Genomic DNA, 18,664 nt, shown 5'->3' with positions numbered 1-18,664 from the left:
AATGACGGGGAAAGAGCTCGGCTTTTCTCGGCGTTTCCGTCGGCGGGAACGGAGATAAAGTCGGCCCTTTCCGCACGGCCGGTAACGGCCTACATTGGGGCCTCCTCGCACGCGCATTTGTTGCGCCGGGAATTTGCATGACACTGCTTCTGACGCATTCCGCCTGTCTCGACCACCTGACCCCTCCCGGACATCCCGAACGCCCCGATCGGCTGCGCGCGGTTGCCGAGGTGCTCGGCGAGGACCGCTTCAAGGCGCTGGTGCGCGATCTCGCGCCGGAGGGTGACCTCGAACAGGTGCTGCTGTGCCACGGAGAGCATTATGTCGGCGAGCTCCGCCACATCGCGCCGACCTCGGGCCTGATCTATATCGACGGCGACACCTCGATGTCTCCAGGCACCTGGGAAGCGGTGATGCGCGGCGTCGGCGGCGCGGTGGCCGCGACCGATGCGGTGATGCAAGGCGAGCATGCCAACGCCTTCGTCGCGGTGCGCCCGCCCGGCCATCACGCCGAGAAATCGACGCCGATGGGATTTTGCTTCTTCGACAATGTCGCGATTGCGGCGCGCCACGCCCAGCGCAAATACGGCATCAAGCGCGCGGCGGTGATCGACTTCGACGTCCATCACGGCAACGGCACCCAGGACATCTTCTGGGCCGATCCGACCGTGATGTACTGCTCGACGCACCAGATGCCGCTGTTTCCCGGCACCGGCGCGATGAGCGAGCGCGGCGAGCACGACACCGTCGTCAACGCGCCGCTGGCGCCGGGCGACGGCAGTGCCAAATTCCGCTCCGCGTTCGAGAACCTGATCCTGCCGCAGCTGGAAAAGTTCTCCCCGGAACTCGTCATCATCTCCGCCGGTTTCGACGCGCACCAGCGCGATCCGCTGGCGTCGATCAACCTGAAGGGCGAGGATTTCGGCTGGGTCACCCGCAAGGTGATGGACCTCGCCGACAAGAGCGCCGGCGGCCGCGTGGTCTCGGTGCTGGAGGGCGGCTACGACCTCGAAGGCCTGAAAGAGTCGGTGGCTTCCCACGTCACCGCATTGATGGGCGGCTGAATCCCCGCCACAATAAGCCCGCAAAACTTCGATTGATTCTGCGCCTTGGCGAGCATGATTCCAATCAGTGGGGAACCGGTGACGGACGCATGGCGTTTGCGCCGGGATCATGCTCAAACCGAAGGGCGCAGCCGGGAACACGAGATGGCCGAAACCACCCAAGCCGACGTCAAGAAGCTCTCCTTCGAACGCGCGATGGAGGAACTCGAATCGATCGTGAAGCGGCTCGAGGACGGCAAGGTCCCGCTTGAGGAATCGGTGGCCATCTACGAACGCGGCGAGGCGCTGAAGCGGCGCTGCGAGGAATTGCTGCGCCAGGCCGAAGCGCGCGTCGACAAGATCACCACCGATGCGTCGGGCCAGCCGACCGGCACCGAACCGCTCGACGTGCAGTAGCCGCTTCAAGCGGCCCACCATCGCCATCGCGCGTCAGAATGCCCGCCGCCGCGGCGGGCAGGCCGGCCTTTATTGCTGGGTGTTTCCGACGACAGTTGGGTGACAGCCAGGTCGGTTGTGGCCCGCGAATCGGGCCGATCCGGACCGGCCGGCCGCCATCAAAATGGGCGGAATGGAACCGCGGTCCGCCGCAAGCATTGAAAAGTCTAGGTTTTTCAACGCGGGGCATAGGAACCCAGCGCACCCTGTGGGTTGGCTTTGACGACCGCTTTGGTGTAATGCTTGCCGTTCTATGGGCATTTGAGGTTGGCGGGCGGCCGGATTCTTCTGGCGGCAGGCATCTCGAATGGTTCGATAAACTGAACCGGGACGGGTGAAATGCGACCAAGGTGATGCGTATCACGTGGTCCAATCCGGAGTGAATCTAGGCTTACACCAGACACGGTCTGCTGCCGGGGCGGCATCCAGTGTCAGGCTTTCGCTGCGCGCGGAGCGCGCCAACCCATCTCGCGTCGGGCCGTTCGCTCCGACAGGCAAAAATTGGAATATGCTGTGACCACATTTAGTAAAACGCCGCTTCTAGACACTATTCGGACGCCGGATGACCTACGCAAGCTGAAGGTCGAGCAGGTGCGGCAGGTTGCCGACGAGCTCCGCCAGGAAACCATCGACGCGGTGTCGGTGACCGGCGGCCATTTCGGCGCCGGCCTCGGCGTGGTCGAACTGACCACCGCCATCCACTACATCTTCGACACGCCGCGCGACCGCCTGATCTGGGACGTCGGCCACCAGGCCTACCCGCACAAGATCCTGACCGGACGCCGCGACCGCATCCGCACGCTGCGCACCGGCGGCGGCCTCTCCGGCTTCACCAAGCGCACCGAGAGCGACTACGACCCGTTCGGCGCCGCGCACTCCTCGACCTCGATCTCGGCCGGCCTCGGCATGGCGGTGGCGCGCGACCTCTCCGGCGGCAAGAACAACGTTATCGCCGTGATCGGTGACGGCGCGATGTCGGCCGGCATGGCCTATGAGGCCATGAACAATGCCGGCGCGATGAACTCGCGCCTGATCGTGATCCTCAACGACAATGACATGTCGATCGCGCCGCCGGTCGGCGCGATGAGCGCCTATCTGTCCCGGCTCTATTCCGGCAAGACCTACCGCACACTGCGCGAGGCGGCCAAGCAGATCAACAAGCGGCTGCCGAAGATCCTCGCCAACCGCGCCAACCGCGTCGAGGAATATTCTCGCGGCTTCATGATGGACGGCGGCACGCTGTTCGAGGAGCTCGGCTTCTACTATGTCGGCCCGATCGACGGCCACAATCTCGACCATCTGCTGCCCGTGCTGAAGAACGTCCGCGACATGGAGACCGGCCCGATCCTGGTCCATGTCGTGACCCAGAAGGGCAAGGGCTACGGCCCGGCCGAAGCCTCCGCCGACAAGTATCATGCCGTGGTCAAGTTCGACGTCGCGACCGGTACGCAGGCGAAAGCCAAACCGAATGCGCCGGCCTACCAGAACGTGTTCGGCCAGAGCCTCGTCAAGGAAGCGCAGAAGGACGACAAGATCGTCGCCATCACCGCGGCGATGCCGTCCGGCACCGGCGTCGACATCTTCAACAAGGCGTTCCCGGACCGCACCTTCGACGTCGGCATTGCCGAGCAGCACGCGGTAACCTTCGCCGCCGGCCTCGCCACCGAGGGCTACAAGCCGTTCTGCGCGATCTACTCGACCTTCCTGCAGCGCGGCTATGACCAGGTGGTGCACGACGTCGCGATCCAGAGCCTGCCGGTCCGCTTCGCGATCGACCGCGCGGGCCTGGTCGGCGCCGACGGCGCGACCCATGCCGGCTCGTTCGACAACGCCTATCTCGGCTGCCTGCCGAACATGGTGATCATGGCGGCCGCCGACGAGGCGGAACTGGTCCACATGGTGGCGACGCAAGTGGCGATCAACGACCGTCCGAGCGCGCTGCGCTATCCGCGCGGCGAAGGCCGCGGCGTCGATATGCCCGAAGTCGGCGTGCCCCTGCCGATCGGCAAGGGCCGCATCATCCGCGAAGGCAAGAAGGTCGCCCTGCTCTCCTTCGGCACCCGCCTCGCGGAGTGCGAGAAGGCGGCCGACGAGCTCGCCGCCCACGGCCTCTCCGCGACGATCGCGGACGCGCGCTTCATGAAGCCGCTCGACGAGGACATGGTGCTGAAGCTGGCGCGCGACCACGAGATCCTGATCACCATCGAGGAAGGCTCGGTCGGCGGTTTCGGCTCGCATGTGGTGCAGTTCCTGACCGACAACGCCATGCTCGACAGCGGCATGCTCAAGTTCCGCTCGATGGTGCTGCCCGACGTGTTCCTCGACCACGACACGCCGGCGGCGATGTATGCCCGCGCCGGTCTCGACGCCAAGAGCATCGTTGCCAAGGTGTTCGAAACCCTCGGCAAGGATTTCAAGACCGAGACCGTCAAGCTCGCCTAATCCTTTCGGGCGGCGTCTTTGGGCGCCGGCAAGTCGATGAAAATCTATCTGGCAGGTCCTGACGTGTTCCTGCCGGATGCCGTCGAGATCGGCCGCCGCAAGGCTCAGATCTGCGCGCAGCACGGGCTGACCGGGCTCTATCCGCTCGACAACAGCGTGGACCGCGAAGCCGCCGTGGCTTCCCTGATGATCTTCAAGGGCAACGAGGCGATGATGGAGTCTGCCGACGCCATCATCGCCAATTTGACGCCGTTTCGCGGCCCCAGTGCCGACGCAGGCACGGTCTACGAACTCGGCTACATGGCGGGACGCGGCAAGCTCTGCCTCGGCTATACCAACGATCCCGTGTCCTACGCCGAGCGCGCGGCGCGGCACTATCAGGTGGCGCCGACGGCAGACGGACGCCTGATCGACGCGGAGGGGCTGACCGTGGAAGATTTTGGATTGCCCGACAATCTGATGATGATGCACGCGCTCGACCTGCACGGCGCGCCGCTGCTGACGCCGAAGGCGCCGCTGGCCGACATCTGGCGCGATCTCACCGCCTTCGAGGCGTGCGTGCGGCTCGCCGCCGCCCACGCACAACGCCTGCCGGGCTCTCTGTGACCCGGGCCGGCGACAACGACAACGAAGCGGCGAGCAAGCGCATCGACGTGCTGCTGGTCGAGCGCGGCCTGTTCGAGAGCCGGGCACGGGCGCGCGCGGCGATCGACGCTGGTCTGGTCACTGTCGACGGCAAGGTCGTTGCAAAAGCCTCGGAGATCGTGCCGGCAAATGCCGCGCTGTCGGCAGAGCCCGCCCATCCCTACGTGTCGCGCGGCGGCGTCAAGCTCGCCGGCGCGCTGGAACACTATCCGATCGAGGTCGAGGGCCATGTCTGCCTCGATGTCGGCGCCTCGACCGGCGGCTTCACCGAGGTGCTGCTCGCCAATGGCGCGAGCCTGGTGTTTGCCATCGACGTCGGCCACGGCCAGCTGCATCCCTCGCTGCAGGGACACCCGAAGGTCGTCTCGATGGAGGAGACCGACATCCGCAATTTCGAGGGCAAGCGGCTGCCGGCGCGGCCCGATGTCGTGGTGATCGACGTCAGCTTCATCTCGCTGAAGCTGGTGCTGCCGGTGGCGCTGTCGCTTGCGGCGGCGCCGATGCAGCTGCTGGCGCTGATCAAGCCGCAATTCGAGGCCGCGCGAAAACACTCCAAGCGCGGCATCATCCGCAATGCGATGGTGCACCAGGAAATCTGCGACGACATCGCCGCTTTCGCCGCCTCGCTCGGCTGCACCGACATCCAGGTGTTCCCGTCGTCGATCACCGGCGGCGACGGCAACATCGAATTCTTCCTCGGCGCGCGCCGTGGCTGAGCTACTCACCATCGACCATGTCGGCCATCGCGGCGACGGCGTCGCGACCAGCGGCGGCCAGGCGATCTACGTGCCCTACGCGCTGGCGGGCGAAACCGTCGAGGTCGCCGAGGTTCCCGGCAACCATCCCGACCGGCGGCGGCTGCTGCGGGTCGCACGCGAAAGCGCCGAGCGCATCACGCCGTTCTGCCCGCATTTCGGCGTCTGCGGCGGCTGCGCGATCCAGCATTGGAACGATGCGCCCTACCATGCCTGGAAGCGCAACCTCGTCGTCGAGACGCTGGCGCAGGCGAAGATTACCGCCGAGGTCGCAGCCCTGGTCGACGCCCACGGCGCCGGTCGCCGCCGCATCACGCTGCACGCGCGGGTGGGCACCCATGGCGTCCTCAAGGTCGGCTTCGCCGCGGCGGGCTCGCACGACATCATTCCGGTCGATCGCTGCCCGATCCTCGATCCCGCGCTCGATGGCGCGCTGAAAGCGGCCTGGGCGATCGCCGAGCCGCTGACTGCGATCGGCAAGCCGCTCGATATTCAGGTGACCGCGACGGGCAACGGCCTCGACATCGACGTGCGCGGCTCGGGACCGGTGCCGACCGCCATGATCACCACGCTGTCGCGGATCGCGGAGCAGCAGCGGCTGGCGCGGCTGACCCGCCACGGCGAGCTGGTGCTGCTGCGCGGCGCGCCGGATGTGGCGATCGGCAAGGCGAAGGTCGTGCTGCCGCCGGGCTCGTTCCTGCAGGCGACCGTCAAGGGCGAGGAGACGCTGGCCGCGCTGGTGCGCGAATATGGTGGCCGCGCCAAGCGGATCGCCGACCTGTTTTGCGGCGTCGGCCCGTTCGCGCTTCGCCTGGCGGAGAAGGCGCAGGTGACGGCCTTCGACAGCGACGCCGGCGCCGTCGCCGCCCTGCAGAAGGCGGCGCAGGCGACGCCGGGGCTGAAGCCGGTCAAGGCCGAAGCGCGCGACCTGTTCCGCCGCCCGCTGATGCCGCAGGAGCTGCGCGACTTCGATGCCGTCGTGTTCGATCCGCCGCGGCAGGGCGCGCAGGCGCAGGCGACGCAGCTCGCGGCGAGCAAGGTGCCGGTCGTCATCGCGGTCTCCTGCAATGCCGCGACGTTCGCGCGCGACGCAAAACTCCTGATCGACGGCGGCTACCGGATCGAGGGCGTCACGCCGGTCGACCAGTTCCGCCACACGCCGCATGTCGAGCTGGTGGCGCGGTTTGCGCGCTGAGGCGAATGGGCGGCTAGCGCAGCGCGCGGTCGCCTCGCTATAGTCTCGCGCGATGTCTGACGATCCCCTTCTCGCGCGCATCATCCCCGTCCTCGCCGGCGTTCCAGGCGTTACCGCCATCGTGCTCGGCGGCTCGCGGGCGCGCGGCACGGCGCATGCGGCATCGGACCATGATATCGGCCTCTATTATGCGGATGCGACCGGTCTCGACACCGATCGGCTGCGCGAGGCGGTCGCTGCGCTCGTCGACAAGCCCGACGCGGCGCAGGTGACGCCGCTCGGCGAATGGGGACCGTGGATCGTCGGCGGCGCGTGGCTCACCATCGATGGCCGCAAGGTCGACCTGCTCTACCGCAGCATCGACCGGGTCGCCGCGGTGATCGACGCCTGCCGGAACGGCGATGTCACCATGCACTACCAGCCCGGCCATCCGCACGGCTTCTGCTCGGCGATCTGGATGGGCGAGGTCGCGCTCTGCAAGCCGCTGCACGATCCCGCCGGCCGCATCGCGGCGCTGAAGGCGAAAACACAGCCCTACCCGCAGGCACTGCGCGATGCGCTGATCCGGCGTTTCCAATGGGAAATCCTGTTCAGCATCGAGAACGCCGAGCTCGCACTGCCGCGCGGCGACGGCACCTACATCGCCGGCTGCGCCTACCGCGCGCTGGCCTGCATCGGCCAGGTGCTGTTCGCGCTGAACGGGCAGTATCTGATTAATGAGAAGGGCGCGCTGAGCGCGGCGGCGAACTTTCCGGTGACGATCGGCGGACTGACGGAGCGCGTCGCTGATATCTGGAGATTGATCGGGTCCGGGGAACACGCCGCCGCCTTACAGACGCTGCGTTCGCTCGAGCGGACTTTGGGCCAAATGTCACCAAAAGCCTGATCTGCGTGCCTTAGCGTATTGCAAAATGCGCTACATAGCTTAGATTATCGAGGGAGGAGATTGCGCATGCCCCGGAATGTTCGACACAAGGATCATCCACTTTCCATGCGATTACCCGACGCGGATATCGCCATCATCGACAGAGCGGCGACATTGCGTGGACGTTCACGCACCGACTTCGTGCGCGAAGCGGCCGTTCGCGCCGCCGAAGATGTGTTGATGGAGACAATCCCAATCCGGATGAGCCCAGCGGGCTTCAAAGCCTTCATGGCGGCCGTGACCGGGCCGATCACGCCCGTGCCGGAGATGCAGGAGCTTTTCCGGCGCGCTGCACCATGGGAGACCGGTGCCGCGAAGAAAAGGAGCTGAGGCTGGCCATCTCTGGGCCCGAGCCGCTGACGCGCGAGCATGAACTCGAACCATTCTCTTGTGGCAAACCATCGCTCGACCGGTGGCTCAAGACACGGGCGCTCTCAAATCAGGAAAAGGGCTTCACAGCAGTCTTGGTGGTCCACGAAGCCAATCGCGTGATCGGCTACTACGGCCTTGCACCGACCGCGATCGTCCCGACGAGCCTGCCGCGGGCCATCCGAACTGGTCAACCGCCTGATCCCGTGCCCTGCTTACTGCTGGGACAGCTTGCAACGGACCGGAGTTGGGTTGGCAAAGGGGTCGGCACCGGCTTGCTCAAGCATGCTCTGCAACGTTGCGTCACAGCCGCCAGCTTAATCGGTGGCCGCGCATTGATCGTGAATGCAGTCGACAGCGAGGCTGCCGCGTTCTGGCAGCGACGCGGATTCATCCCGTCGAAGGATGACCCGCTGATCCTGTTCAGATCAATCGCAGATATAGCTGCGTCCCTATAACCGCCTCACCGCCCCCAGCGGTCCTGCCAGATCTTCTCGCCGATCAGGCAATTGACCCGCGGCTCCTTGTCGGCGACCGGCACGACGTGGTGCTCCGGCGTGCGCCCGGCGACCTCGAGCAGCAGCTTGGTGCGGATCGCCTCCTTGAACTTTTCGCGGTCCTTGATCGAGACCACGAAGGAGCCGGGACCGCCGATCACGCAATCCTCGTAATAATAGTCGAGATTTTCGATATCCATCGTGGAGTAGGACGGCTCCTTCACCATGATCGGCAGGCCGTTGATGACGATGCCTTTCTCCAGCGCCGCATCGCGCGCCGGCCTGATCGGCATGCCGTCATTGTTCGGCCCGTCGCCGGAAATATCGATCACGCGCCGCAGCCCGCGATGCGGATTCTCGTCGAACATCGGGATCGCGTAGTAGATCGCACCCGAGATCGAGGTGCGCGAGGCGCGGCGGACCGGCGTCTTCATGATCTCGGCGGCGACGGCATCCGCAGTCTCCGGGCCGTCGATCACGCGCCAGGGGATGATGAGCTTCTGGTCCTTGGAGGCGGCCCATTCGAAATAGGTGATCGAGATCCTGCCGTTCGGGCCGGCCTTCAGCGCCTGCAGGAATTCCTTGGACATGATCGCCTGGGCGTAGCCTTCGCGCTGCACCGCGAGCTCGTCCATGTCCATCGAATAGGAAACGTCGACCGCAATGATCAGCTCGACATCGACGCTCGGGTTCGATTCCTTGTCCGCAAACCTGTGGCCGGATTGTGCAGCCACGCTGGGCGCGGCAACACCCGCCACATCGCCGCCGGCCAGCATGCCGGCGACAAGCACCGCTCCGATCGAGACATACCAGCGCATTCGCGGCCCTCCCGTCGTGTGAGTGTCATGGTGACACGCAAATCAGGCGGCGAAAAGTGCTGATCTCATCTATCCTTCACATTCAGGTTAGACGCCGCTCGCCGCGGAGCGACAACGCGTTGCACGCCGTGTCGTTGCCGCAAGGAGCCCGTGCAAATCGGCCGGTTCCAACAAGGAGCGGAAGGCAGTAGTCTTACGGATGCGCAACGTGTCAGGAGGTGGCGGGCAATGCCCGATACCGTCGTCAAACCGAAAACCAGGACGAAGACCAAGGTCGAACGGCCGCGCCTGCACAAGGTGATTCTGATCAACGACGATTACACGCCGCGCGAATTCGTCGTCACGGTGCTGAAGGGCGAATTCCGCATGACCGACGACCAGGCCTACAAGGTGATGCTGACCGCGCACCAGCGCGGCGTCTGCGTGGTCGCGGTCTTCACCAAGGACGTTGCCGAGACCAAGGCGACGCGCGCCACCGACGCCGGCCGCGCCAAGGGCTACCCGCTGCTGTTCACCACCGAGCCCGAGGAATAGAGCATGATCCGGAAAAGTGTGAAGCGGTTTTCCCTCGCGACAAACGCGAAGCGTTTGCGCGGAGATCATGCTCAAACAAAGAGCTAAAGCGCGATGACGATTCAACCCAATCTCATCGCGCCAATCTCATCGCGCTTTAGCGGCTCAGCGCCAGATTGCCGCAGGCCTTGCCGTCAATTTTAGCGATCGCCGTGACGCACGCTTTAGGTGTTGCGTGGCACGACACACGCCATGTCAATCGCACTGCGTCAGCAATTATCCTACCGGAAAACCCGCCCGGAAACCTCGTTCGGTCCGTTCCGCCCCTTCCCCGCCCTGCCCTGGCTGATCATGGCGGCGGCGCTGCGGATCGTCGCCTATGGCAAGGGCGCGGGACTGGCGCTTCCCGCCATCGTGCTGGCCGACGTCTCCGTGCTGCTCGCCTTCTTCGCGACCGCGCGGCGTTCGATCCAGGCCGCCGGCGGCCAGTCGTCGCTGGGTGATTTGAGCCTCGCCGAGCAGATCAGGCTGTCGCTGTCGATCCTGTGGCGGGTCACGCTGGTGATGGCGGCGGCGACCCTGGCTGCCGCCGGGCTCGGCTTCACGACGTTTGCACCGAACCTGATGGCGGGCCTCGACGGCATGGCCTTCGACCAGTTCACCGATGCCGGGCGATACTGGAGTGCCGCCATCGCCGCGCTGGTGCTCATGATCATCGTCCATGCCGAGGCCAATGCCGGCCGGGTCGAGCTGTTTGCCGCCGTCAGGGCGCTGGCGCAGCACGCCTTTTGGCTGGCGATCGCCGTGCTCGCGCTCGGCACGGTCAACATCGCGCTGGGCCTCGGGCAAGGGCTGGTTCGCAACGCGATCTGGCAGTTCTGGCAGACCTCGCCGGTGAGCGAGCCGGTCAAGAGCGTGGTCTACTTCACCTTCATCTTCAGCTTCGCGATGCTGCGGCTCTGGATCACGCTGTCGATCCTGACCTTCGGCCTCAAGCGATCCTACGCAGGCAGATAGCTCGCCGCGCGCGTCCGTCACTGGTCCGCCGGCGGCGCCCGCATGCCGGCGGTGATGTCGGCAATGACGGCGCCGATCACCAGCGCGCCGCCGAGCAGCGCGTGGCCCGACGGCGCCTCATGGAACGCGAGCCACACCCAGAACGGCATCAGCGGCGTCTCGATGGTGGCGATCAGCGAGGCTTCGCCGGACGGCAGGTGCCTCGAGCCGACGGTGAACAGGGTGAGACCGAGACCGACCTGGCAGACGCCGAACAGCGCGAGCACGCCGAGATCGGCAGCGGTGACAGCGGCGATGCCGTGCCCGAACGGAATGCTGACCGCGCTGCCGAGAAAATTCGAGAGCGCCGCGGCGGCGATCATCGGCGTGTCCCTGTGCCGGCGGATCACCACCGTCATCAGCGCAATCGCCAGGATCATCACAAGGGCGAGGCCGATCCCCCGGTAATCCGCGACGCCTCCGGCCCCGCTGACGGTGATGGCGACACCGGCCATCGCGACCAGGCTCGCCAGCAATGTTGTGGGCCGCGCCCGCTCCCGCAGCCAGATCCAGGCGATCGCCGCGGCGGCAAACGGCTGCATGGCGATGATGACGGCGATATTGGACGCGCTGGTCAGCTGCAGCGCCGGGATGAAGGTGACCATGCCGAAGGTCGATAGGCCGGCGACCAGCCAGCCGCTCGCGGGCATTGCGACGAGGTCGCGCGCGCCGCGTCGGCCCTGCGAGGCGAGGAGAAACAGCGCGATCGCGCCGCCGCCGAACAGCCCGCGCCAGAACAGGATGGTCCAGGAATCGAAATGCAGCAGCCGGGTGAAGAACGCCGCGGTGCTCCAGGCCACCGCGGCCGCGACGATCATCGCAATGCCGGCGCGATGCTGGGCGTCGGCATCCGACATGTTGCCTCTAGCTCCCGCTGAGGTGCTGTTGCTCCCTCTCCCCGTTCTTACGGGGAGAGGGTTGGGGTGAGGGGCTGCCTCCGCGAGGACGGTGAAAGATGCATTTGTGGAGGCTCCCGCTCACCCGAAACGCATCTAGCGATGCGGCATAGCCGAGGCTTCGCCTCGGCGTTCTAAGAGACGGCCGCCAAAGGCGGCCTATGCCTCTCCCCGCACGCGGGGCGAGGTGAAGCGGAGCCTGCGGCACAATCCAATGGAAAGTCATTTCGCCTTAGCCGGCGGCGGCGCGCGGCGCCTCGTCGTGCAGGCCATAGACCCGCTCGGCCTTGGCGAATCCGGCGATCGGAAACTCGCCGAGATCGCTCCAGCCGCCCTCGCAGATGCCGGCGAAGCGTTCGGAGGCCACCACCGTGCGGCCGAGCTTGCCCGCGATCTTCTCCAGCCGCGCGGCTAGATTGACCGCGGGCCCGATGCAGGTGAAGTCGAGCCGGTTGCCGCCGCCGATATTGCCGTAGAGCACGCGCCCGAGATGCAGCGCAACGCCGAAGCGGAAGCGTTCGACGGCCTCGCCATTGGGAAACTGCAGCGCTGCGACGCCGGCGCGGGATGCGCGCGCCGCCTCCAGCACCCGCGAGCAGACCTGGGCCTCGTCGCCGACATATTCGTCGACCGGAAACACCGCGAGCAGGCCGTCGCCCATGAACTTCAGCACTTCGCCGCCCTGGTCGCGGATCGCCGCCACCTGACAATCGAAATAGAGATTGAGGATCTCCACCACCGTCTCGGCCGGCAGGCGGTCTGACAACGCCGTGAAGCCGCGCAGGTCGGACAGCCAGATCGCCGCATCCATCGTATCGGCATGGCCGCGCCTGATCTGGCCCCCCAGGATGCGTTCGCCGGCCCGGTTGCCGACATAGGTGTCGAGCAGCAATGTCGCCGTGCGACGCAGGGTGACGATCTCGATGTAGCGCGCCAGCGGCACGGTGATCGATCGGATCGCGTTCAACTGCTCCTCGGTGAAGCCACCCGGCTGCTTGGTGGTCCAACTCGAGGCATTGGGGGGCCCATCGGTGTTGATCAGCGGCAGGGCGATATAGTCGGTGACGCCTTCGGCCTGCAAATCCTGGACGACCGGAAAGCGCGTGCTGGCGGGATCATCGAGCCGCGCCCTCACTTCCACTCCCTGCTTGAACACGATCGAAAGCGGGCTGACAGCGAACTCCGGCGAGTCCAGGATATCGTGAGCGACGGAGCCGACTTCGACCTCGCCACCGGGTTTCCAGAAAAAATGCCGGCCGTAGATCTCGGGATGCAGCGTGCGCACGAAGACGCCGACACGCCACAACGGCAGGCCGGCCCGGACCGCGCGTTCGCAGGATTCCGCCATCATCTGCGCCGGGGTCGGCGCCGACCGCGCGCCATCGATCATCCACTCGTTGATCTCCCGCAGTGCCGACATGTCCATGGCAGTCCCCCAGGCGCGCACCTGATCTGGCGACCATCACTATATAGTGTTCAGCGCCCGATCTGCCCGCGATCGCGCAGAAAATGATCGGCCAGCACGCAGGCCATCATCGCCTCGCCGACCGGCACCGCGCGGATGCCGACGCAGGGGTCGTGGCGCCCCTTGGTCAGGATGTCGGTGTCGGCGCCCTTGCGGTCCACGGTGCGCCGCGGAGTGAGGATCGAGGAGGTCGGCTTGACCGCGAAGCGCACCACCACCGGCTGCCCGGTCGAGATGCCGCCCAGAATGCCGCCGGCATTGTTGGACAGGAAGCGCGTGCCGTTGTTGCCGGTGCGCATCTCGTCGGCGTTCTCCTCGCCGGAGAGCTCGGCGGCGCCGAAGCCCGCGCCGATCTCGACGCCCTTCACCGCATTGATGGTCATCATCGCAGAGGCCAGGTCGCTGTCGAGCTTGGCGTAGATCGGCGCGCCGAGCCCGGCCGGCACGCCCTCGGCGACGACCTCGATCACCGCGCCGATCGAGGAGCCGCTCTTCCTGATACCGTCGAGATAGCTCTCGAAGAACGCCGCCTTGTCCTTGTCGGGGCAGAAGAACGGGTTGTTGGCGATCTCGTCCCAGTCCCATTTGCCGCGGTCGATCTTGTGCGGGCCCATCTGCACCAGCGCGCCGCGCACCTTCACGTCCGGCAAAATCTTGCGCGCCACCGCGCCGGCCGCGACGCGGGTCGCGGTCTCGCGCGCTGAGGAGCGGCCGCCGCCGCGATAATCGCGCAGGCCGTATTTCGCCTCATAGGTGAAGTCGGCGTGGCCGGGGCGGAACTTGTCCTTGATCTCGGAATAGTCCTTCGAGCGCTGGTCGGTGTTCTCGATCAGAAGCGCGATCGGCGTGCCGGTCGTCACCTGCACGCCGGTTTCCGGATGCGCCATCACGCCGGACAGGATCTTGACCGCATCCGGCTCCTGGCGCTGCGTGGTGAAGCGCGACTGGCCGGGTCGACGGCGGTCGAGGTCGTGCTGGATCTCCTCCGCCGTCAGCGGGATCAGCGGCGGGCAGCCGTCGACGACGCAGCCGATCGCGACCCCATGGCTCTCGCCGAAGGTCGTGACGCGGAACATATGGCCGAAGGTGTTGAAGGACATGGCTGTGTGGTAACGCGCGGGGTCAGCAGCGTCAAACAGGTTCGTCATGCCCGGGCCCAGGGGGCGAGCCGCGCCTGCAGTTTTCGGAATAATGGAAGAATACCCCTGAGTTGCCCGACGTGTCAAGTCGCCGTGTCGGTCGACGGGGGGCCGCCGGCTACTTTGCATGGGGTTGTTTTGCGCATATTGGCAGTGCGCCTCCCTGCGACGGCAGACTGTCGCACGCGAGGGAGGGAGTTGCGCGTCCCTTAACTATATTTCCGCAAGCCCTGCTCGCCGAACACATACACCGCACCCTGCTCGATGAAGAGATCCGCGGCGCTGACCGGGGTCTCGTGGCCGAGCGCGACCATCAGCGCCCGCGCGGTGCCGCCATGGGCCACAGTGACCGTGTCCGCGGTGACCGAGCGGTGCCAGTCGGTCATCCGCGCCTGCACCTCGACATAGCTCTCGCCACCCGGCGCCGACACCGTCCACTTGTCGGCCTGGCGGCGGGCATAGAGCGCGGGCTCGGCGGCTTGCGCCTGCGCCAGCGTCGAGCCCTCCCACGCGCCATAGCCGATCTCGCGCAGCCGGCTGTCGAGCGCGTAGTCGCCCGGCGGCAGGTCAAGCTCGCCGCGCACCAGCTCCATGGTGGCGCGCGCCCGGATCAGCGGGCTTGCGACGAACACGAGCCGCGCCTTGTCGCGTCGGTCGCGCGCGAGTAGATCGGCGAGGACGCGCCCGGCATGCGCTGCCTGCCGGCGGCCGAGCTCGTTGAGCGCGATATCCTGCACGCCCTGCAGCCGGCCCTCTGCATTCCATGACGTCTCGCCGTGGCGAATGTAGTAGATCGTCGGCATTGGCATTACGTATTCGCTGCTTGCGGGGGTCGAGGTACACCAGCACTCCGGCCGGGTACAGCCCAAATCGGTCGCGGCGACGGTGCCATGCGCGCACGACGGCGCTGCCGGAATAGGCACGCAATTGGGGTGTTATGTTGGATAAGGCGGTTGCCGCCGAGATAAGCGAAGACTGGAATACATGACCGCGTTTCGTCAAAGCATCGAGGCCATGATTCCGGCGCTCCGCCGCTACGCGCGCGCGCTGACGCGTGACGGCGATATTGCGGACGATCTGGTGCAGGATACGCTGGTGCGGGCGCTGCGCTCGGAGCGGCTGTTCCTCGGCGGCGACATCAGGAGCTGGCTCTACACGATCCTGACCAATTTGAACAAGAACCGCCGCCGCTCGCTGGCGCGGCGGCCGCCATTGATGCCGCTGCTCGACAACAACGCCGACGCCAGCGGCACCGAGGCCGAGGGGCGCGACATCGAGCGCGCGCTGTCGACGCTGGTCGAGGAGCAGCGCTCGGTGCTGCTCTTGGTGATGCTGGAGGGCATGAGCTACCGCGAGGTCGCCGATATCCAGGGCGTGCCGATCGGCACCGTGATGTCGCGCCTCGCCCGCGCCCGCGCCCATGTCAGGGCGGTGCTGGACGGCGAGCGCCCGGCGCTCAGGCGGGTGAAATGATGACAGAGTGCGTGACGACAGCGTTGTGCATGGGTGTTTTTCGAACAGGATTTGACAGAGACAACTGATATGACCGAGCCGAATATCCCCGTCACCGAAGACGAGCTGCATGCCTACGTCGACAACGAGCTGCCGGCCGAACGCCGCGGCGATGTCGAGGCCTGGCTCGCGGCGCATCCCGACGAAGCGGCACGGGTCCACTCCTGGCGCGCGATGGCCGACGCGCTGCATGCGCGCTACGACGGCGTGCTGGACGAGGCGGTGCCGAAGCGGCTCGAGCTGGAGCGGCTGGAGCGCCAGCCGCGGCGCTGGATCTATGGCGCGGTGGCGGCGACACTCGCCGCCTTCATCGCCGGCGGCGGCATCGGCTGGGTGGCGCGCGGCGCTGCGGCGGCGCCGTCGACCTTCCAGAGCTTTACGGTCGATGCGCTCGACGCGCACCGACTGTATGTGGTCGAGGTGCGCCATCCGGTCGAGGTGCCCGGCAGCGAGCGCGACCATCTGCAGGCCTGGCTGACCAAGCGCTGCGGCTGGGCCGTCCGCGCGCCGGAGCTCGCCGGGCTGAAGCTGGTCGGCGGCCGGCTGCTGCCCGGACCGAGCGGCCCGGCTTCGTTCCTGATGTATGAGGGTGCGTCCGGTGAGCGCTTCACGGTCTATACGGCGAAGGCGAAGACCGAGGCGACCCAGATGCGCTACGCCGTCCAGGGCGGCGACGGCGCGCTGTTCTGGGCCGATCGCGGCGTCGCCTATGTCGTCTCAGGCGGCAACGACCGTAACCGCCTGACCCAGGTCGCGCAGTCGGTCTACGACCAGATGGAGAAAAGCGGCGGCTAAAGCATGATTCGGAAGATGCGAAGCGGCCTTGCAGCCTCAAAGCGCGAGAGATCGTGGGCGACGACGCTAGAGCGCGATGCCGATTCATCCCATTCTTTGCGCCGTCCCGTAGTTCTACGGGAGCCGAAACACGAGCTATGCCGGTGAGTGAATCCGGCCTCACTCAGCGTCCCAATTCCGACATCGAAAATTTCGAGTCGCGCCATTGCCGCGTCTCAATATCGTACCGGATGATCACGCGAAGATGATGCCGCGCACGATCCGCCGATCGGCGCACGCGGCCTCGATTGGGGTTTGGTACCGCGCTGGTCCCCCTCTCGAGGCCGCACTCCTTTTGGGAGCCGCCGGCGTGACCGCTCTGCTCGCCGCAGAAGCGGACGCTGGCGTCTGCCACCTATAGACGCGTTCGCGGCACGTCCTGTCTACCCGCAAGAATCCGGAGCAGAGCAGTTTTCGCGCCTCGAGCGCGCGCGGCGGCGAGAGCGTTTGCCAGCGAAGCGGATGCCGGTTCGCGTAGCGAAAACGCCTCGGGACAAGAACCCAGAGCTCCGTTCCGATCCCATCGGAACGGAAATAGCTCTAGCCCAGATCGCGCGGATTATAGGGGTGTTGATCCCGCCACTTCTGCATCAATGCCTCAAGCTCGGCATCGTTCCCGTCGGGAAGGATGATGCGGGTGGTGACGTAGAGATCGCCTGTGGCGCCCGCCTTCGGCAGACCCTTGCCCTTGAGGCGGAAGGTGCGGCCGCTGGAGGTGTTCTTCGGGATCGACAATTCGACCGCACTGCCGAGCGTCGGCACGCGGACCTTGCCGCCGAGCACCGCTTCATAGAGCGTGACCGGCAGATCGACCCTGAGATCGTTGCCGTCGACCTTGAAGAACGGATGCGGCGCGATCGAGATCGTGATCAGGAGATCGCCGGGCGGGTGGCCCTGCGCGGTCTCGCCCTGCCCCTTCAGCCGGATCTGCTGGCCGGCGACGACGCCGGCGGGGATCTTGACGTTGAGCTCGCGGCCGGTCGGCAGGCGGACGCGCTTGTCGCCGCCATTCACCGACTCCTCCAGCGTCACCGTCATCGCAACCGACAGATCGAGATCGACGCCGACCCCGCCGCCATCGAAATCGAACGGGTTGGACCGTCCCGCGCGGGCACCGCCGCGGCTGGCATTGCCGAACATGCTGTTGAGGATGTCCTCGAAGCTGCCGCCGCCCATGGTGCCGCTGCCGCCCGGTCCGGTGCGGAAGCTGTACTCAAAGCCGCCGGGACCGGCACGGCCGCCCGCGCCGCCGCCAGGAAAGCCCTGGAAGCGCGGCTTGCCTTCGGCATCGATCTCGCCACGGTCGAACTGCTTGCGCTTGTCCTCGTCGCCGATGATCTCATTGGCCGAATTGATTTCCGCAAAGCGGTTGGCCGCCTTCGGGTCATTCTTGTTGCTATCGGGGTGATGCTTCTTGGCGAGCTTGCGATAGGCGCTCTTGATCGCTGCGGCACTGGCGCTCCTCGGCACCCCCAAGACCTCATAGGGGTCGCGCATCCGTCACGTCTCCTTCACGGGAATAATCAGGTTCGGAACCCATTGGGCCCGCTTTCTCTTCATCTGGGGCCTCAGTGGCATTTTTGCAACTAGCGAACCGGTATCCGCGCTCGAAAACGCTTCTAGTCCGGCGCTGGCTTCGTCTCAATGGCCAAGACCAACGGCCAAGGCGCTTCAGGACTTGGTCCAGGGCTTGAGCGTATGGATTTCCCACCGCCCCTGTCCAGTCTTGCAAGCGGCGCCCTGCAGCCAGCTCTCGGTGGTTCCATTGACATAGCTGGCGAGGAAATCCCGGCAGGTGCGGCCGTCCTCGCCGGAATAGGCCTGGGCCAGCGGCGTCACCGAGCCGCGCGCGCCGGTCTCGGGATTTTCCCAAGGCTGGCTGGAATCCTTGTTGCCCCTTGTCAGCACGTCGGAGGCAGCGTTGCGGGCAAACGCCAGATCGCTGTCGGTCGGCGGCGCGCTGACCTGGGTTGGCTTGAGCGCGCCGGTGACGTCCTTGTCGTCCATCTTCGCGAAGGCATCGCCGCGCGACAGGCTGCAGCCGCTGGCGCCGACACCGATGAGAATGAGCGTCACCATCGCGCCCGCGGGGCGGATCGCCGAT

The 18,664-nt window shown here is 66.2% G+C and carries 20 protein-coding genes; 13 read left to right on the top strand and 7 right to left on the bottom strand.

Annotated elements, in window-relative coordinates:
• Positions 1-137: 137 nt before the first annotated feature.
• From XH93_RS13075 to XH93_RS13035, 9 genes are all read left to right on the top strand, one after another.
• The gene (locus XH93_RS13075) at positions 138-1,064 is read left to right on the top strand and encodes a histone deacetylase family protein (RefSeq protein ID WP_194473811.1); all 927 of its coding nucleotides are present in this window, start codon (positions 138-140) and stop codon (positions 1,062-1,064) included.
• 144 nt (positions 1,065-1,208) lie between these two features.
• Positions 1,209-1,460 (top strand): exodeoxyribonuclease VII small subunit, encoded by a 252-nt coding sequence (locus XH93_RS13070; RefSeq protein WP_139486281.1) that lies wholly within the window; start codon positions 1,209-1,211, stop codon positions 1,458-1,460.
• Positions 1,461-2,012: 552 nt separating this feature from the next.
• The gene (dxs, locus tag XH93_RS13065) at positions 2,013-3,941 is read left to right on the top strand and encodes a 1-deoxy-D-xylulose-5-phosphate synthase (protein WP_194473810.1); all 1,929 of its coding nucleotides are present in this window, start codon (positions 2,013-2,015) and stop codon (positions 3,939-3,941) included.
• A 36-nt stretch (positions 3,942-3,977) separates the two neighbouring features.
• Complete coding sequence (locus XH93_RS13060) at positions 3,978-4,547, top strand: nucleoside 2-deoxyribosyltransferase (RefSeq protein ID WP_194473809.1); 570 nt, start codon at positions 3,978-3,980, stop codon at positions 4,545-4,547.
• Entirely contained in the window at positions 4,544-5,302 is a 759-nt protein-coding gene (locus tag XH93_RS13055) for a TlyA family RNA methyltransferase (protein WP_194473808.1), read from the top strand. Before XH93_RS13060 ends, XH93_RS13055 begins: the two co-directional genes overlap by 4 nt.
• Positions 5,295-6,536, top strand: a complete 1,242-nt coding sequence (locus XH93_RS13050) for a class I SAM-dependent RNA methyltransferase (RefSeq protein ID WP_194473807.1) — start codon at positions 5,295-5,297, stop codon at positions 6,534-6,536. The genes XH93_RS13055 and XH93_RS13050 overlap by 8 nt, the downstream gene beginning before the upstream one ends.
• 52 nt (positions 6,537-6,588) lie before the next feature.
• Positions 6,589-7,422 (top strand): nucleotidyltransferase domain-containing protein, encoded by an 834-nt coding sequence (locus tag XH93_RS13045; RefSeq protein ID WP_194473806.1) that lies wholly within the window; start codon positions 6,589-6,591, stop codon positions 7,420-7,422.
• A gap of 66 nt (positions 7,423-7,488) precedes the next feature.
• Positions 7,489-7,791, top strand: a complete 303-nt coding sequence (locus XH93_RS13040) for a DUF1778 domain-containing protein (protein WP_139486170.1) — start codon at positions 7,489-7,491, stop codon at positions 7,789-7,791.
• A gap of 2 nt (positions 7,792-7,793) precedes the next feature.
• Positions 7,794-8,288, top strand: a complete 495-nt coding sequence (locus XH93_RS13035; RefSeq protein WP_194475133.1) for a GNAT family N-acetyltransferase — start codon at positions 7,794-7,796, stop codon at positions 8,286-8,288.
• A gap of 5 nt (positions 8,289-8,293) precedes the next feature.
• Here XH93_RS13035 and XH93_RS13030 read toward each other — a convergent pair whose 3' ends face one another.
• Positions 8,294-9,145, bottom strand: coding sequence for a DUF1194 domain-containing protein (locus tag XH93_RS13030; protein ID WP_139861118.1), 852 nt, complete (start codon positions 9,143-9,145; stop codon positions 8,294-8,296).
• Between the two features lie 228 nt (positions 9,146-9,373).
• Here XH93_RS13030 and clpS point away from each other — a divergent pair, with 228 nt between their 5' ends.
• Positions 9,374-9,679 (top strand): ATP-dependent Clp protease adapter ClpS, encoded by a 306-nt coding sequence (clpS, locus tag XH93_RS13025; protein WP_139486168.1) that lies wholly within the window; start codon positions 9,374-9,376, stop codon positions 9,677-9,679.
• Between the two features lie 231 nt (positions 9,680-9,910).
• The gene (locus tag XH93_RS13020; protein ID WP_246799608.1) at positions 9,911-10,675 is read left to right on the top strand and encodes a hypothetical protein; all 765 of its coding nucleotides are present in this window, start codon (positions 9,911-9,913) and stop codon (positions 10,673-10,675) included.
• A 17-nt stretch (positions 10,676-10,692) separates the two neighbouring features.
• Here the strand turns inward: XH93_RS13020 and XH93_RS13015 are convergent, their stop codons facing one another.
• The 4 genes from XH93_RS13015 to XH93_RS13000 form a co-directional block, all read right to left on the bottom strand.
• Positions 10,693-11,571, bottom strand: coding sequence for a DMT family transporter (locus XH93_RS13015; protein ID WP_194473805.1), 879 nt, complete (start codon positions 11,569-11,571; stop codon positions 10,693-10,695).
• Between the two features lie 271 nt (positions 11,572-11,842).
• Positions 11,843-13,036 carry an adenylate/guanylate cyclase domain-containing protein gene (locus XH93_RS13010; RefSeq protein ID WP_194473804.1) on the bottom strand — a complete coding sequence of 398 codons (1,194 nt, stop codon included), beginning with the start codon at positions 13,034-13,036 and terminating at the stop codon, positions 11,843-11,845.
• Between the two features lie 50 nt (positions 13,037-13,086).
• Positions 13,087-14,175 (bottom strand): chorismate synthase, encoded by a 1,089-nt coding sequence (aroC, locus tag XH93_RS13005; RefSeq protein ID WP_194473803.1) that lies wholly within the window; start codon positions 14,173-14,175, stop codon positions 13,087-13,089.
• Between the two features lie 248 nt (positions 14,176-14,423).
• Entirely contained in the window at positions 14,424-15,023 is a 600-nt protein-coding gene (locus XH93_RS13000; RefSeq protein WP_194473802.1) for a histidine phosphatase family protein, read from the bottom strand.
• Between the two features lie 175 nt (positions 15,024-15,198).
• Between XH93_RS13000 and XH93_RS12995 the strand changes: the two genes are divergently transcribed.
• Both XH93_RS12995 and XH93_RS12990 read left to right on the top strand, forming a co-directional pair.
• Complete coding sequence (locus XH93_RS12995) at positions 15,199-15,687, top strand: sigma-70 family RNA polymerase sigma factor (protein ID WP_139487421.1); 489 nt, start codon at positions 15,199-15,201, stop codon at positions 15,685-15,687.
• A 69-nt stretch (positions 15,688-15,756) separates the two neighbouring features.
• On the top strand, positions 15,757-16,521 hold the full coding sequence (locus XH93_RS12990; RefSeq protein ID WP_139487420.1) for an anti-sigma factor: 765 nt from the start codon (positions 15,757-15,759) through the stop codon (positions 16,519-16,521).
• A gap of 579 nt (positions 16,522-17,100) precedes the next feature.
• On the opposite strand, the gene XH93_RS12985 is transcribed toward XH93_RS12990, so the two are convergent.
• Both XH93_RS12985 and XH93_RS12980 read right to left on the bottom strand, forming a co-directional pair.
• Positions 17,101-18,057: a DnaJ C-terminal domain-containing protein gene (locus XH93_RS12985; protein WP_139860518.1), complete on the bottom strand. Its 957-nt coding sequence runs from the start codon at positions 18,055-18,057 to the stop codon at positions 17,101-17,103.
• Positions 18,058-18,231: 174 nt separating this feature from the next.
• A complete protein-coding gene (locus tag XH93_RS12980; protein ID WP_233286747.1) occupies positions 18,232-18,639 on the bottom strand; it encodes an RT0821/Lpp0805 family surface protein in 408 nt (135 codons plus the stop codon).
• Positions 18,640-18,664: the final 25 nt, after the last annotated feature.

It is taken from the genome of Bradyrhizobium sp. CCBAU 51753 (assembly GCF_015291565.1).
GTDB classification, from domain to species: domain Bacteria; phylum Pseudomonadota; class Alphaproteobacteria; order Rhizobiales; family Xanthobacteraceae; genus Bradyrhizobium; species Bradyrhizobium ivorense.
Note: the sequence above shows the minus strand (reverse complement) of the source record. Positions and strands in the feature narration are given on the sequence as shown.